Annotated in this window: 16 protein-coding genes and 1 pseudogene; 6 read left to right on the forward strand and 11 right to left on the reverse strand. The window is 61.0% G+C overall.

Annotation, left to right across the window (positions count from 1 at the left end):
- Positions 1-278 precede the first annotated feature (278 nt).
- Entirely contained in the window at positions 279-515 is a 237-nt protein-coding gene (locus FHY05_RS08865; RefSeq protein ID WP_183943987.1) for a hypothetical protein, read from the forward strand.
- A 1628-nt stretch (positions 516-2143) separates the two neighbouring features.
- Here the strand turns inward: FHY05_RS08865 and FHY05_RS08870 are convergent.
- Together FHY05_RS08870 and FHY05_RS08875 are read right to left on the reverse strand one after the other, a co-directional pair.
- Entirely contained in the window at positions 2144-2593 is a 450-nt protein-coding gene (locus FHY05_RS08870) for a transglutaminase family protein (protein ID WP_311732417.1), read from the reverse strand.
- Between the two features lie 123 nt (positions 2594-2716).
- Positions 2717-2923: a hypothetical protein gene (locus FHY05_RS08875; RefSeq protein ID WP_183943989.1), complete on the reverse strand. Its 207-nt coding sequence runs from the start codon at positions 2921-2923 to the stop codon at positions 2717-2719.
- A gap of 347 nt (positions 2924-3270) precedes the next feature.
- Between FHY05_RS08875 and FHY05_RS08880 the strand changes: the two genes are divergently transcribed.
- Together FHY05_RS08880 and FHY05_RS22865 are read left to right on the forward strand one after the other, a co-directional pair.
- Positions 3271-3408 (forward strand): hypothetical protein, encoded by a 138-nt coding sequence (locus FHY05_RS08880; RefSeq protein WP_183943990.1) that lies wholly within the window; start codon positions 3271-3273, stop codon positions 3406-3408.
- Between the two features lie 964 nt (positions 3409-4372).
- On the forward strand, positions 4373-4561 hold the full coding sequence (locus tag FHY05_RS22865) for a flagellar FlbD family protein (RefSeq protein WP_183943991.1): 189 nt from the start codon (positions 4373-4375) through the stop codon (positions 4559-4561).
- 127 nt (positions 4562-4688) lie between these two features.
- On the opposite strand, the gene FHY05_RS08890 is transcribed toward FHY05_RS22865, so the two are convergent.
- Positions 4689-4856, reverse strand: coding sequence for a hypothetical protein (locus tag FHY05_RS08890; protein WP_183943992.1), 168 nt, complete (start codon positions 4854-4856; stop codon positions 4689-4691).
- 106 nt (positions 4857-4962) lie between these two features.
- Entirely contained in the window at positions 4963-5253 is a 291-nt protein-coding gene (locus tag FHY05_RS08895; protein ID WP_183943993.1) for a hypothetical protein, read from the reverse strand.
- Between the two features lie 1027 nt (positions 5254-6280).
- Between FHY05_RS08895 and FHY05_RS08900 the strand changes: the two are divergent.
- Positions 6281-6909: pseudogene (locus FHY05_RS08900) on the forward strand (SOS response-associated peptidase family protein).
- An 846-nt stretch (positions 6910-7755) separates the two neighbouring features.
- On the opposite strand, the gene FHY05_RS08905 reads toward FHY05_RS08900, so the two are convergent.
- The 7 genes from FHY05_RS08905 to FHY05_RS08935 form a co-directional block, all read right to left on the reverse strand.
- Complete coding sequence (locus FHY05_RS08905) at positions 7756-9102, reverse strand: methyl-accepting chemotaxis protein (RefSeq protein WP_260181411.1); 1347 nt, start codon at positions 9100-9102, stop codon at positions 7756-7758.
- A 330-nt stretch (positions 9103-9432) separates the two neighbouring features.
- On the reverse strand, positions 9433-10191 hold the full coding sequence (locus FHY05_RS08910; RefSeq protein WP_221191072.1) for a spermidine synthase: 759 nt from the start codon (positions 10189-10191) through the stop codon (positions 9433-9435).
- Between the two features lie 2 nt (positions 10192-10193).
- Positions 10194-10424: a hypothetical protein gene (locus FHY05_RS08915; protein ID WP_183943994.1), complete on the reverse strand. Its 231-nt coding sequence runs from the start codon at positions 10422-10424 to the stop codon at positions 10194-10196.
- Between the two features lie 64 nt (positions 10425-10488).
- Positions 10489-10695: a cold-shock protein gene (locus tag FHY05_RS08920; RefSeq protein WP_183943995.1), complete on the reverse strand. Its 207-nt coding sequence runs from the start codon at positions 10693-10695 to the stop codon at positions 10489-10491.
- A gap of 876 nt (positions 10696-11571) precedes the next feature.
- Positions 11572-12594 carry an IS110 family transposase gene (locus FHY05_RS08925; RefSeq protein WP_183943996.1) on the reverse strand — a complete coding sequence of 341 codons (1023 nt, stop codon included), beginning with the start codon at positions 12592-12594 and terminating at the stop codon, positions 11572-11574.
- 196 nt (positions 12595-12790) lie between these two features.
- A complete protein-coding gene (locus FHY05_RS08930) occupies positions 12791-13174 on the reverse strand; it encodes a DUF805 domain-containing protein (RefSeq protein ID WP_183943997.1) in 384 nt (127 codons plus the stop codon).
- A complete protein-coding gene (locus tag FHY05_RS08935) occupies positions 13171-13464 on the reverse strand; it encodes a hypothetical protein (RefSeq protein WP_183943998.1) in 294 nt (97 codons plus the stop codon). The genes FHY05_RS08930 and FHY05_RS08935 overlap by 4 nt, the downstream gene beginning before the upstream one ends.
- Positions 13465-14155: 691 nt before the next feature.
- Here FHY05_RS08935 and FHY05_RS08940 point away from each other — a divergent pair.
- Both FHY05_RS08940 and FHY05_RS08945 read left to right on the forward strand, forming a co-directional pair.
- Entirely contained in the window at positions 14156-14314 is a 159-nt protein-coding gene (locus FHY05_RS08940; protein ID WP_183943999.1) for a hypothetical protein, read from the forward strand.
- A gap of 25 nt (positions 14315-14339) precedes the next feature.
- On the forward strand, positions 14340-14522 hold the full coding sequence (locus FHY05_RS08945) for a hypothetical protein (protein WP_183944000.1): 183 nt from the start codon (positions 14340-14342) through the stop codon (positions 14520-14522).
- The last annotated feature ends 188 nt before the right edge of the window (positions 14523-14710 follow it).

The following is a 14710-nucleotide window of genomic DNA, read 5'->3' on the forward strand; positions in this document are numbered from 1 at the left end:
AGTGGGCCCAAACGGACGTGGCAGCGGGAATGCGTGGGGGTACAGCAGGTATGATCGGCGGCGTTTGCAAAGGGACGGGTGACTGAGGTGAAGGTATCTCTGCCGTGCTGCCCGCTTGTGGGCACGACCGATGGCCGCCCAGCTGTGTGGCTGCTAGCCCAGTCGGTCTGTTGTATTTGCTAGCGTTATCGCTCATATAGGTCGCATCGCTGGCTTCCTTTCGTAAGCGCCAGCGGCTGAGAGACCTCGCGCTCCCGCTTACGCGCGGAGTGAAATGGATGAATCTCGCAGAACTCCATGGGCGGCAACAGGTATCCGTCGGACGAGCAGCCACAGCCGCTTCGCCCGAAGCGCAATCGTCTCACTGGCGCTTAGCCACCGGCTACGCCGATCGCATCAAGAATTTCGACGAGCAAAGGGAGGAGCGGCCCATTCTTCATCATTATTCTGTCGTGAGCGCAGCTGGCAGCGTTGATGTCGTCCTCGCTAACTTGGTGTCGGAGCAAGAGCTTTGATCTGGCTCCTGGTGACGCTGAGCATCATCTGGCTCGTCCCCACCGCCCTGATCATCATGCTCTATCTTAGCTCGTTGACGTCGGCACGAGCACGTGAATGGCTTCTACGACACCTCGTTTCGTGACGGAGACGTCCGCGGGCAATCCTTCGCGACGCTGGACGCAAAGCGACATCACGGCCCTGCGAAGTGGCGTCTCTATGGGACACACAGGCAGTAAGCTGGCGCAGATGCTTGGTCGTGAGATCGTTGATCTGCGACGTATGGCGCTAAGGCTTAATCTGACGCTAAGTTCCTTCGAGGCGACTTAGAAGCCGATCCTCGCGCCTGAGATTGGCGATCGGGGAGCGAAGTTTAAAGGCATGACAGAGGTGGATTGAGGTTTGTACTCGATTCCAGGCCACAATGCCGTTGACGACCTGCTCATTATGAAAGCAGCAACGTTCTGGGCATCATCAGCGAAAGACGTGCTGCCGGGTCACAAAGCACGCGAAGGCAAGCTGAGCGAGCTTAGCGACAACATCAAAGAATCAAATTCTACCTTCGGAGGACCACATGGCGAAGAGTCAGCGCAAAGGCAGCAAAGAAGCACGCAAACCTAAGAAGCCGGGCCCTGAGAAGCAGAACGCGTCCGCTCCCTCGCTCAAGGGCGCCCCACCCGCTTCCACCACCAAGAAGATCTGAGACTGCAACCGGACCATCGGAGAACATCATATGTATCCCTCAGCCGCACTATGCCGGGCTCAAGAGGCTCTCCAGAGGAGGCGAGCGACCGGAGCGCCGCTCGCGAATGTTCGTCAGCTAGCCCAGATCGCCGCAAACGCGTGGGGCGCAGAAGCACAGCTGGCCGAAAAGCGGGAGCAACGGCCGGTACGGATTGGTGGTGATGCTACCCGTACTAAAGCCGAGAAGGGCTGCCAACGCGAGCAACTTGATCGAGCGCTCAGCGAGAACCCCGATCGCGGTCTGGCTCACGCTTGATCAAGCCGTTCCAGCCTCAAGGTGAGCTTTCATCGACGCCTCCTGTCTGTAGGGGGCGCCTAGCCGCGTCGACCGAAACGACCGGCGCGGCTCTCAGCGCCTGCGCCCGGGTAACCCTCGAAGGCCGAGGGCGGTCGATACGATGACGGGGGTTCGCACCACTAAAACCACGGTGACTTTTAGGTCGGCCTTTCGACTGACCGGGTTCGACGGACCCGAACCCGCCGGTACGTACGACTTGGAAGTTGATGAGGAGATTGTTGAGGGGAATGACCGGACGGTATACCGGCGCATCGCTACCCTCCTCATCCTACGCAGCGGCGGTACCACACGCACAATGACCGTAAACCAGGCGGATCTCGAGGCTGCGCTCGCCAGAGATCGCGAGTGAAGGACGGGAAGCAGTGCTTGGGATGATTATGGACGCATTTACTGGTCATCGAAGGCCACCTGCCCGCCGTCCAACTTTGGATCTTCGTTCATCCCGGGGTTCGAACCTGCTGGCCGTGCCGTGTAGCTGTTCCGTTGGCCAAATCTTGCCGGCTAACTGAACGTCCGTTCTCGACGCCGATGCGGCTTTACGGGCGTTCGTTCAACAGCCTGCTTGTTTTCTTTCTTGTGTTGAGCAGCAATCAGGCTGCCACATGTTCATGCGCTGGCCGTCACGACGACGCTCGCCTCCATGCCGGCGAAATCGGAGGCATCGCCTAGAAAGCCGCCGACAACGGGCAACACTGCTTCGCTGGTCACGCCGACCGCCGTCGCGACCAGCCCGGCGCTGCCCAATCGACGCTGGGTAGGGTCAAAGGCGATCCAGCCGGCGCCCGGCAGAAAGACTTCGCACCAGGCATGGGTGGCGCCGACATCCCCCGCCACGCTCCCGGGATCAAACAGGTAGCCGGACGCCGCCCGCGCCGCGAAGTCCAGCCGCCGCACCGCCCACAGGAACAGCGCGGCCAAGTCGCGGCACGAACCGCTGCGCAGCGCGAGGGTACGCGACGGCGGCTGGGTGCCTTCCTCGTCGCGGGCCGGGAGCCGAACCCCACTCCGCACGCGCGATAATGGCGGAGCGCCCCGCGCCGCATCCACTCGAGACACAGCCGCTATCAATTAACGCCAAATATGGTTGCCCGCGACGCCCCGGACTAGTGCAGAGCCGGCGCCGCGAGCGGAGCGCCTGTCGCAGGAGAAAAGCGATAAAGCAAGAGGCGAAGAGCCGTCTCAACCTTGCACCTTCAACGGCACAATCTCGAACTGTACGATCTGATATGCTGGGATGCCGATCAGAGCATGCTCCCAGACTCGGCTCTTAGCTCGGGCAACCCGCATGACCTTACCCGATCGAAGGCGAACCCTGACGCGCTCCTCAGGGTCGATCGGAAGCCCTCCCCCGTTGTGCGGCACCCATTCGCTCGCCTTCTGGTCCACGCTGCCTCCTTCAAGCGACCGGCTCAGCAGTGGCGTAAAGAGGCCCGGCAAACGGATCTGCCGGGCCAAAGGTGAGACCCTCATGGTTGAGGATCTGGGGTCGTGGCGTGGCGGTACGGTAGTACTGTCCTTCGCGCCACCGAGTTTACTTACATCAAGCTAACCAGCGTTACTGACGCTGAGTGAATGCTCGCACTGCGTCGACGCACGCGGCCGTCATTTGAAATGAAGTCAACGAGCGTCGGAGATGCTCCGTCAGAGCTGAAGCGCCGACAGGCTGCGCGGGCCGACCTCACGAATAATGCCGGCCCAGCTTCCTACTCCTTATCGAGATTCTTTGCTGTTTGATGCTCGATCAGCTGAGCGTGGAAAGCGCGCTCATCGTTTTCACGCGCGATACTTCGCAGGTTCTCTGCATCCCATTCATTGCCCATTTCGTCTGCCAAGCGGCGGCAGCGATCGGCCTGTGCCCGGAACGCGGCTGATGATGTCTGCGGTGGACCAAACGTTCGCATGCCATAAGACTGTCATGAAAGGCCTTTCCTGCATAGTCAGCAACCCACTAATGTGAGTGAATACTTAGTGCAGGGGGAAAGAGGGGGCTGCTCACAGCCGATTGCGCTCCGCTTTCGCGGCCCGCGCGTAAATGGTCCTGTCAACGATATTTTGAACACTATGGGTCCACGGCATGCGGTCACCCGTTCCGGGTCCACTCGCCACCCACGCCAAGGACATCGATCATAGAAAATCAACAAGATAGCTCGGGCAAACAGGCCCATGTCGCTGATGATAAAGCCGGCAAAGGCATCATGTCGCGGGTAAATGCAGCATCCGATCCTGAGACGGCCGGCGTCGAGAACGCGCCAGAAGGTCCTGAGGCGAAGCCTTCCGGCGCCGCTGCTCCGGAAAGGTGATTGCTCACGGCTTTGTAGGCGAGGGTCGGTCGGCAGTGCGCCTCAGAAATCGAGCCTGCGTCGCTCTACCCCAGCCACAAGCGCGACCATCGCGTGATTTTCATCGTCCAGGTTGTGTTCGACCAATCGGCGTTCCGCTCCTGATTACCCGAGCCGGCGAACGCTTCGGGAGTAAGCGAAGGTCGGTCGTCGTTCATACGATGATTCGAATTCAGCCGCTTAATCTGTGCGACAGACGGAAGTGGTGCTGCTGGTAATCTAGAATCCAATCCCTACATACGACACATCGTTGGCTTTCAGATGTAAGCGCTGGCGGCTGTGAGACTTATGCGCTCCCGCTTACAAGACGGGAGCCGCTCATGGACCTTAACTACCTTCTCGCCCGCCATCAGACGTCGCTTGGGCGCGTTGCCAGCGCCGCATGCTCGTCCAGCCGCACCTCGCACCAGGGCCTCGCTGATCTCTACGCAGCCGAGGTGAACGCAATGTATGAGCACGCCGACGCTTCGGCGCGTCTTGCCTCACGGGTGGCGGCATGATTGAACTTACCGCGCAGGACGGATCCAAAATTGCCGTCAATCCCTCCACGGTTTGGCACGTCCGATCCGCCAATCAGGAGCAAACCGCCATCTACGCCGCGAACGGAGCAGCCCTCTTCGTTATGGAAACGTGCGAAGAGGTGATACGGCTCTTCAAGGAAGAGGACGCGTCACGTGCACGATAGTGGATCGTACACCCACAGCGCCGCACGGTTCCGGGATGGAGCAGCGGCGAGTCCGACGACACGCGGCTGGCAGGTGCAGACACCCGGCTGACCAAACCCGCAATTGACCTAAAGCCTCATCGGCGCGCTAAACCGGCACGACGTACACAGTAACAATCCCACCAAGTTCCACGAAGTGGTGAACGCGATGCGGTTTATCTGGCAATCTGACGATGCCGTTTAGCTTTGGCCTGCCGTTTTCAGGGCGCTCAAGAATGAACGCGGGCGGGCTCTGCCGGTAGTAGCGGTGCATCATGCCGGCATCATACTGGAACGGAGATGGTCATTACACGGCCCTTTCCAAAGCCGCTCGGGACAGCGGCAGCTAGCGCGAACCTTGCGAGACCGCTCCTCATCTGCGCTTAGAAGCTCAGCCCGCGCCGCTCGACCTCTGCCGCTAACACGTCGTGACTGCGAGACTGCCCTGCCAGCGAAGAGCCATATGCGGAGACAAGCTGGTCGTCTCGCTTCGGCACCACCACCAGCTCGTTTCTGATGACGTTTACAAGCACATAGTCGAATTCGCACCCGTCGGCCTCATGACGGCGCGCTACGTGCCAGTCAGCAACTTTTGGGATCATGACGATCGCGCCATCTTCAGGACCGCCATAGGCGGGGAAATGACGCCACTTGCTTTTGCCAAGCCGCTTCACCTTCCAAGCTCGCGCCCATCCGTGAAGGAATGGTTGCCGTTTCCGTATCGGGAGGTGCCGGTCGGTGAAAACCGATCTGGGCGCGGCGCTCTTTCTGCCTGGAACTTGCTGTCCAACGCAGACTGCTAGCCCAACGGCGAAGAGCGACCTAGACCTCCAGCCAGCGCTATTCGGAGCCAGGCTGGAGCGCCGTGTGTCGTCCTTCTGCGTCACTGCGGATCGGCTCGCGCTCAATCTGCTTCATGCAATCACGAGCGTATTGCTCGCGATTAGCTGCGCTTACTCGAGCCTGGAGTAGCGCGCGCTCGGACTTGCCCAACACTTACACCCTCGTTTTAGCGCCGAGCACCCCTGAGAAGGCACACGGTGAGGCGAAGCTGGCTTATTACCATTACCATGCCGTTAATAATGTTAGCCTTAGCACAACCGGTTGGAGTATGAGCCGGGAAATTTAGATGAGGGAATGTTCTTGAACCCGTACAACGAGGGACGGCTTACCGGGCTGAAGCCGCAAGGCTGTGTAGAAGATTGCCCTTACATGTCAGACCTTCTATCGAGCGAGCGCGAAGACTGGATGCGAGGGTTTGAGGCTGAACGTCGCCGCCGTAGCCTTCAGGAGCGGTCATCAGCGCGCATGCTCTAGAAGCAGCGGCGATCTTGTCCTGAGCGACCGCGCGGGCACAACGAGCGCTAGCTAAGCCGCAAGATTGCGGTCCACAACCTGCCCAACCTCGTCCCATCGCTTCGCAGCTCCTAGATCGCTCATTCGTATAGCTGCGAGGATCTGGTCGACGACATGCTGCCGCGCCTTGACCCCGTAACGCTGCACGAGAGCCGCAGCGGTCTGCTCAAGATCGTTGTCGTTTGAGAAATGCACCTCATGGATATGGCTACTCCGCGCGAGTGGCGCCACCGCAGGTTCGGTGAGTTGATCCCTTCTCGGGACGGGTGCGATCTCCGGTAGTGCACAGCGGCCGAACCGCGGAGATCCTGGCCGATCGAACCTGTGCCGTTCTACCGTCGCACCATGTGTAACCGAGCGCGCCTTCAGCACGAGCCTGATAGGCTCGTCGGCTCTACGGACTGGCTGACCGGGAAGCCGCACGACAACCGCTTCGACCCTACCGAGCTGAGGCCCAAAGGCCGAGCCTACGTCATCCGAGACCAGGAAGGCGTACGCGGCGTCGACGTCATGGCCTGGGACGTGCTCGGCGGCCAAGCAGCATGGCCTATGACGAACGTAAGAAACTCGGTCTGCCGCAATGGCGGCGACTGGCGGAGAACCCGGCGAACCGCTGTCTCGTGCCTTTGACCGAATATTGCGAGTGGACGCCCGACAAGCGCGATCTCGGCGACGGTAAACCCCCGCTGAAGGGCGAGATGTGGTTCGCGTGCACGGACCAGCCTGTCTTTGCCGTGGCAGAGTTCTGGCAACACACCAAGGCAGGTCGCGGCTTCACGATGGTGACCTGCGATCCCAACGATCTGGTCGTGCCGGTGCACCTCAAGGCTATGATCACGGTGCTTCAGTCAGAGGATCAGGATCGCTGGCTCTCCTGCCCTTACGACAAGGTTGTGAAGCTACAGCGGCCGTATCCTGCCGACCGCATGACGGTCAGAGGCCCAGTGTTCCCGACGCGTCGGGACGAACGATGAAGGGAAGCGGATTGCGCAAGCAAGGTGGCGCCTCGCCGCTGCTAAGCTTGCAGCGGCTTTGGCGTCCTATTGGCTCGGCGTGCCGCTCCGGTCTGGCGCGTCGGCTACGTTCCGCGCGGAAACATGCTTCGTCGGCGACGCTCGAAACCCGTATATCGGCCGACTCTCAACGGAGACGCCTAAAGCGGCAACTCCAGCTGATATCCGGTGCGAACGAGGACTGGCGACCCCGCGGCCCGGCGAACAGACACGGCCGGCTGTCCGTTTACGAAGCCGATCTCTGCGGTCATAACGGGCTGTGCCCCCGCTGATACTGCTCCCCTTCGGCCTATTCTTCGTTTGCTGGATCTTGCAGTTCTGGTTTTCGAAGAAGGTCGAGGATGCCCTCAGGGAAAGGCACCCCTAGGCATTTGTCGCCACCCAGGCGAAATCGCCGTCCGGTCACAGCGGATCGCCTCTTGTCGAGAAAAGCAGCGCGGGTGGATCGCGCCCCGCGTCATCCGCCAGCGCCTGCAGACCAGTCGTTGGCGCACGCATGCATGCGGCCCGCGCCTCTCCGAACCCGAGGACGCAGGTCAGAGGAAGAAGCGCGGCGGTCGCCGACCTCCGCCAAAACCGGCCGTGATCCTCAAGAAGACGGAGACTCGCCCGCATTCGCCGATCCTCGAGCGTAGTCGCCTGATCTAGCGGGGGCGAACTAAGGTTTGGTGAACCCAGCGCACCCTACCCCTCGCGGCTGTGGGCCGCCAGATCGACGCGATTACCCTGCCCCGCACATAACGCGAAAGTTAGCGCTCAGCAGTAAGGCGGATGCTGAGCAGACGCACGACCTCAAGCTTCCTTGGTCTAGCTGGACACAGTACGCGAGTATGTCTCCGCGCTGTCTCTGAGCACGGTCAGTCGACCATCGAGCCGATCGAACCCAAGACCTACGTTGTCGATCTCAGCCGCGACCGTCTCCGTCTGCTGCCGGATGGCGGCTATGGTGATGGACATCGTCTCTGCTGCCAGCGCAGTCTCATCGACCGCCGCGGTGATCGCGGTGACGGTTTGCGCCTGCGCGTTCATCGTGCGCCGGATGCGGTCGGCGCCCTCTTGCACCTCGGCCACCGTCGTTCTGATGTCGGCACTCACACTCACCGTAGCCTCGGTAGCTAACTGTATGGAGGCGATCTTAGCCGCGATGTCATCGGTGGCGCGAGCGGTCTGATTGGCAAGGCTTTTCACCTCCTGTGCGACGACGGCAAAGCCTCGTCCGGCCTCTCCCGCGCGGGCGGCCTCGATCGTCGCGTTGAGGGCGAGCAGATTGGTCTGGCCGGCGATGTCCCGGATCAAGCCCAGGATCGATGCGATTGATCTAGCGTGACCAGTCAGCGCCTCGGACATAGCGACCGCGCTGTTGGCCTGGCTGCTCGCCTGACCGGCGACCGCCGCTGCGCCGTCCACCTCCTTCTGTACCTCCCCAATCGCCAGGATGAGGCCGGCGGCAGTGCGCGCGGCGTCGCGCATCGCGACAGCCGACTGCTCGGCCGCTGCGGCGACCTCACTCGCTTGCCCCAGCATGCCGCGGGCGGCGTTCGCGGTCGCCGTCGTCTGTTCGCGCAGAGCGGAGCCTTCACTAACGCTGCCGCTGACGAGCGATGCGATGCCGTCGCGGAAGCTCTCAGCCGTCGTGTCGCGCTGCCGTTGCGCAGCGGCATCGACTTGAGAGGCATGGACCGTCGCGAGTACGTCGCAGTGAAGGGCCTGCAGGCGTAGGAAGAGGCGGTTGATGGCGGTCCGCTCCTCTTTAGAGCAATTATACTCCTCGGTCATCAGCTCGACGCACAAGGCGATCGTGCCGCTTCTAAGCGCGAGGACGGCTGTCAGGGGCACTCCAGCGTTGAAAGCGGTGATCATCCACTCCGCGCTTAACGAAAACCAGCAACCCTCCTTGAGATCGCAGAGCATGTTGCGGACCATGCCGTTGAATGATGTGATATGCTGGTCACGCGCCAGGTAACCAACTTGCGGTAGCAGGCGGTACCATCCATCAAGCTCCGCTTCTGCGACCCGGTGTGCATGCGGCTGCAAAATGGTCCAGATATGGCGGCCGAGCAGGTCGTCTGCTTCGGAAAAGCCGAATAGGTCAAGCTTCTTGGCAAGGTGAAGCTTACCGATTCCGACCTCGCCGATGTTGCTCAGGCTGCCCATTGCGACTTGCTAAAGCGCGACGGTTAAGGCGGGGTTAGCGTCAGCACCGCTGCCGTACAGCGTTCCTGAGACGGGTCGCATCCGAATTGCTGCTTGACAATGCATCGGCGCTGGTGGTGAGAGGCTCAGTGCCAACAATCCAAGTGGCGCCATAAGCTTGATCAATGGTGATGCGTCAGAACATGCCACGCACGTATTGCTTGGGATTAACACCAAAATTACGTGAGAACACAGGCGGGCATACCTCATGCAGGAATGGAGCACCTACGCACGAGGTACGAAGCTCCTCGGGCCCAAAACCATCCACCGCGGTGGAGGGCCGGCGTTATGTTACGCGGCAGCTTCTATCCATGGTTCGACGGCACTTGCCTCATTCAACCCGTGGCCTGATCGATCCGCCGTGGCGAGCCAAATCGTATGAAACGGGTTATCCTCGCCGCCCTCCGTGTCGACGCTGACCTCTTCGACATCAAAACCAGCCGCGCACAGGCGATAGGTGAAGCTGTCATCCTGATAGGCCGACCAAACGCCGAGCACCCCGCCAGGCCGCAGCGCCATCCGTAACGCGCGCAAACCCCATTCGGAGTAAAGGCGCTCGTTGGCGAGGCTGATCAATCCATCTGGTCCATTGTCGACATCGAGCAAGATCGCATCGAAACGAGCAGGCTGCTGGACGACCACGTCGTGTACGTCCGAAACCTGAACCGACACCCGTATGTCTTCCAAAGAGCCGCCGAACAGATGACGCAGGACGCCTTTAGCCCATGTCACGATCTTGGGCACAAGTTCCGCAACGACGATGGTGGCGCCAGGAGGCAGTGACGCTCGCGCTGCAGCAAGGGTGAAGCCCATGCCTAAACCGCCGATCAGAACTCGCGCATGTTCGCTCACGCCGCCCAAGGCTAACGTCGCAAGCGCCTGCTCCGATCGGTAGGACCAGCTTGCCATCAGCTGCTCGCCGCCGAACATAATCTCGAAATGCCGGCCGTGACGCAGGAGGCGCAATTCCCCGCCGCCCGGTATCTCGGCCGTGTCGATGAGCACGCCTTCTGCGTGGCTGCCGCTGACAGCGGCTTCGATCGTCGACAACGTCAGCTATCGCACCGTGCGGGCGACGAAGGATCCGGGGCGGCGCTTACGCTCGCTCCGGCCAGCGACTTAACTGAAGCGGCCTTGATGCGACCCTCGTCTGCTTCTTCGCTGCGGATCGCGAGTTCGTTCAAGGCCAGCACGGCCCGCTTGCATCGCGCGTTATGAAGAAGCGATGCTTCAGCGGACAAGCGCTGCCGAGCGGCTTCGTCTCGGTCAAGTTGTATCAACATGACGGCTCCTGCAGAGAAAAACGGTTTGGCGAGGTTCGTTAATGCTCCCGCCGATAGGCCCTTCTCAGGCAGCCTGCAGATTCACCGCTGACGTCTTACCGCGTTGATCCGTCTCCAGCTCGTACGAGACGCGCTGGTCCTTATCGAGCGTGCGCATGCCAGCCCGTTCTACCGCCGAAATGTGAACGAAGGCGTCAGGTCCGCCACCCTCAGGTGCGATGAAACCGTAGCCCTTATCGGCATTGAAGAATTTGACCGTGCCGGTAATCATATGAGCATCCTCTTGTCCGATGCGTCACGGGCATACGTCAACAGCGGCGCATCCCGGCTTCTTGAGGCTAGAAAGGGACAAGAGGAGCCGCCAGCGGCTCAGTATCCGTCACAGGCGACGTTTAGCCCCACCGGTATAGTAGGTCAGCGGCAGAAAGATAGTGCTCTCATCGGACCGCAAGGATTTTCCGAGTGCGCCCTGCATCCACGAAGCTTCGTTCGAGCTGAGCGAGGCTGAACGTGCGTATGGCTTTCGTCCTCTAAGCGGACGCTCGCATCATGTTCCTTGCTAAGCGACGTGCATCGAACTCGCGGGTGAAAAGCGAAACTCGCCAGCGCTCTTCAGCTGGAAGGTGCAGCCCCCACGCCTCACCCCGGTCGTCCGACCTCAGCTTGGCTATAATGGTCGCATCCTACGGCTTGCGCGCATGCATACGCTGCAAACCTCTGTCGGTCGGCGGAGAGCTGAGTCTCGGAATGGGACTCCAACACCGCGCCTACCCGAATGACCGACCGCTTTCGGGGCACCGAAGCTCCTGCGCCAATAGCGGGCTCTAGGCGGTTGCAGCCCTGCCCTCTCGTGGCGAGGACCCACAACGCGACACTCAGCGCTTGTTCGTCGGTTCCGATTTCAGACATTCGTCGTCTAATCGCGTCGGGCGCAAGGGTTTTCTGAGATGCCGCTGCCGGGAGCATGGTCGTCTTCGCGGTCGGCATGTGCCGCCGCATGATGGGGCTTCGCGGGGCGACCCCTCCGAGGTTCATCACGCATTCTGCTGCCGTTGAGGCAACGGATGCAACGAGCGTCGCGGAGTGGGTCGGCCTACGTCACGGCAGGACGTCTCGCAGCGCCTTGCGACGCGGACGAGTTCGGGTGTCAGGCTGAGGCGCGTGTTTGCTGGAACGGTTCGCCAGTGACCAGCATAGTGTGCATGATAACGGCCAGCTTGCGCGCAACTGCGACCGCAGCGCGCTTGAAGCCGACCCGCTCGCGCAGCTGCAGCCCCCACTTGCGCAGGTCGCACTCGGATCGGCTCCGCACCAGCAGTACGGTCGCGGCTTCGTAGAGCAGCCCGCGCAAATGGCTGTCGCCCCGCCTCGAGATATGGCCGTCATAGTCGATCTCGCCCGACTGGTAGCGGCGAGTGGTTAACCCGACCCAGGCACCGACAGATCGAGACCGCTTGAAGTTGGTCGGGTTCTCGATGGCGGTGATGAAGGAGGTCGCGGTCACGACGCCGACGCCGGGAATGGACATGAGCAGCTGGCAGGCATCGCTGCGCCGCGCGTCCGCCAGCAGCTTGCGTCCCAGCTCTGCGGCGCGAAGGCGAACCGCGTGCCAGGCCTCAAGTAGCGGCTGAATGATCCGGCCAAGGTCGGCATTGTCGGCGAGCAAAGCCTCCACCTCCCGCTCGAACTTGCTGCCCGACGCCGGTGGAACGACGAGCCCGAACGTCTTCATCAAGCCTCGGATCTGGTTCGACAGCTCGGTGCCGATCCGCACCAGGCGGGTCCGCGCCGCGACCAGCGTGCGCGCGAGCATGCTGTCGAAGCTCTTGACCCGCACCTCCTTGTAGAACCCAACCTTCGCCAAGTGCGCCAGACCATCAGCGTCGTTGGCGTCCGTCTTGTTCGCCGCCATGTGGAGCGCGGCCTTCGCATGCCGCGCGTCGATGCAGATCGCCGGCAATCCTTCCGCCGTCAGCGCATGAAAGAACCAGACCGACAACGGCCCCGTCTCGAACACCACCCGCTCCGCCTCTCGAGCATGCTTGCGGATCAGTGCGGCGAGCAGCTGGGGATCCGACGCGCACTTGCCACGCCAGACACGCTTGCCACCCCGACGGATCGAAACCGCTGTCTCTTTCAACGACACGTCGAGCCCGATATACTCACCCATGGCTGTTCTCCGTTCCGATTTATGGGCCCGGCTGCCAGTCGTGAGCCCGCACCTTCATCTACCGGGAAACAGCCACCTTCCTCCACGTCATCGCAGATCGAGGTAGCTCGCTCCCGCGATTACCCCATGTTCATCTCCGTGCCCGTGCTCTCGAAGCGTTCCGGGGCGCGGCCCTTTCGGCTTGCGTTGAGCAAAATCACGCCAAGGGGTCATCACCGTAACGGTTGGGACCCTGACTCCCTGGTATGCCGCACAGAACGAGGAAGAACGCGGCGGTAAGCGCGAGCCTCACCTGAGGTGTGTCAAACCAACCTACCGTTGCCCATAAGAGCGCGAACCAACCACTAACGCCAAAGTCGCGAAGACGCTGCGCCATCAGGAGGTAGCTACTAATCAACGCGGGGGCACCAAGGACAATAAGGCCAACCCGGCGGGCCGCATGGGTCTCAGCAAATAAGGTCCAGACCACATACATGACAACGAATGTCGTAAGTAGCGACAGATAGCCAAATATAAAGCTCTTTCTATTTCTTCTGATATCCAACAAGAACCAACCATTGAGAGAAGGAACGGACATCATCTATCTCTCCCGGACATCGCCGAGGCTACAAACATAATCATGAAAAAAGGCACATACCAATAGAAAAGTACGAGCGCCTTAACGAGTGACCATCCCCATACATAAACAGCGCCATAGACGCCAACCGCAGAGCCAATAAGTGGAATGTATGTCAGGCCACCGGAGAGCACCAGTGTCACAACATTCCCGAATAATGAATCAATGTGAAGAAATTTACCAGTCCCCTGCCAAACCGCAAAGAACTGAACAACACCCACAACTAAGTAGGCAATCTGCAGAAATACTCGCATCCCGTGCCCACGTAACTCCGGGCCTTTCGCGCCCGCAGCCCGAACGACGCGCCACTGGCCATCGCTCCTAGTGTCCCCCGGAGAAGAACCTGTACGCCCCCCCCACGCGAACGGACATGACATGCAGGCCTGTTCAGTGGAGACGTTTCGTATTTGTAAAATATTCTTTTTCTCTTAACAATTTAGGCAGTGTCGGACAGCGGATACGGGCTGCGTTGAGTCATTCGCTCCGGCGATCGCGTGCCTTCGTAGAATCGACAACCGTGGCTCCCGCCTTCTCCCTCACGAAGCATGGTTTTGGAGGCTAAGGGCCAGCCGGAGGCGGTCCTGTGGTTGCCACTCGATGCCAGGTCCACTGGCGCCGCAGGAGCGCCATAGGCGCATGGCAAACCGTGGGAAGGGCCCGGTAACATTCCCACGGGCGCTTGCGAGCCCTCGCTCCCTTGCGTGCCGAGACCCAGAAGCAGCCATCCAAGGGCTCCCACCCGCCTCCCAGCTCCGGCCGCTCGTTCACCTCGGTGCCCCGTCTTCGGGGCGTGCTGCAGAACGATCGGCTGGTTTGCTTTGACAGGCAAGCGGAGAGGCGGATTCGAGGGGCGCAGATGTGACGTGACCCGCGCCAGTCCCGGACAGCTCTCCTAGATTGGTCATGTGGTGGCGCCTACCCGGCACATCGTGTAGACGGGCAGCGATGTTCAAGACCTTCAACGACCCGATGCAGCCTCGCCGACACAGCCCGATTGCAACCGCCAACTACGACTCTAAGCGCTCGCCGGCACCCGCCGGCATCCTGTCGATCAACCACGAGGAGCTCGCACGCCAGCGCGAGCTGGGAACTCGACGGGATTAGGCACGCAACCACGAGGGGCTGATCCATGAAGAAGTCCGAGATGCCCTTGCTCAAGGCCCGGTTGGAGGCAGCCAATCGTCAGGCGGGCGCCGACGCCAACGACCGTGAGGTCGAGCGTGACACGATCCGTAGCGACGCAGAGGGCAATCACACGGCCACGGGGATCGGGCCCGAGGATGGGCATCGTGACCCTATTTCCGGCGCTTAGCGGGGCGAACGGCGAACAGACTTTGCGGCAGCATCAGTTGATCTCCTGAGACCCACAATCGGTCACCCGAAGCGCCCTTCGCACGCACCAACATCGTTGGGGTGGACGCCCCCTGACGGCATCGATGTGCCAGAGTGGAGGTGTTGAAACACCACTGTAGGAGGCGTCCGTGAGTGAGGTTAGCACAG

This window comes from Sphingomonas sp. BK580 (assembly GCF_014194975.1).
In the GTDB taxonomy this organism is placed as follows: Bacteria; Pseudomonadota; Alphaproteobacteria; order Sphingomonadales; family Sphingomonadaceae; genus Sphingomonas.

Bases quoted from the DNA above. Each gene is read 5' to 3' on its own strand.
- FHY05_RS08865 (WP_183943987.1), top strand. From the start codon at position 279: ATGAATCTCGCAGAACTCCATGGGCGGCAACAGGTATCCGTCGGACGA.
- FHY05_RS08880 (WP_183943990.1), top strand. From the start codon at position 3,271: ATGCTCGATCAGCTGAGCGTGGAAAGCGCGCTCATCGTTTTCACGCGC.
- FHY05_RS22865 (WP_183943991.1), top strand. From the start codon at position 4,373: ATGATTGAACTTACCGCGCAGGACGGATCCAAAATTGCCGTCAATCCC.
- FHY05_RS08890 (WP_183943992.1), bottom strand. From the start codon at position 4,856: ATGATGCACCGCTACTACCGGCAGAGCCCGCCCGCGTTCATTCTTGAG.
- FHY05_RS08905 (WP_260181411.1), bottom strand. From the start codon at position 9,102: ATGGGCAGCCTGAGCAACATCGGCGAGGTCGGAATCGGTAAGCTTCAC.
- FHY05_RS08915 (WP_183943994.1), bottom strand. From the start codon at position 10,424: ATGTTGATACAACTTGACCGAGACGAAGCCGCTCGGCAGCGCTTGTCC.
- FHY05_RS08920 (WP_183943995.1), bottom strand. From the start codon at position 10,695: ATGATTACCGGCACGGTCAAATTCTTCAATGCCGATAAGGGCTACGGT.
- FHY05_RS08925 (WP_183943996.1), bottom strand. From the start codon at position 12,594: ATGGGTGAGTATATCGGGCTCGACGTGTCGTTGAAAGAGACAGCGGTT.
- FHY05_RS08930 (WP_183943997.1), bottom strand. From the start codon at position 13,174: ATGATGTCCGTTCCTTCTCTCAATGGTTGGTTCTTGTTGGATATCAGA.
- FHY05_RS08935 (WP_183943998.1), bottom strand. From the start codon at position 13,464: ATGCGAGTATTTCTGCAGATTGCCTACTTAGTTGTGGGTGTTGTTCAG.
- FHY05_RS08940 (WP_183943999.1), top strand. From the start codon at position 14,156: ATGTTCAAGACCTTCAACGACCCGATGCAGCCTCGCCGACACAGCCCG.
- FHY05_RS08945 (WP_183944000.1), top strand. From the start codon at position 14,340: ATGAAGAAGTCCGAGATGCCCTTGCTCAAGGCCCGGTTGGAGGCAGCC.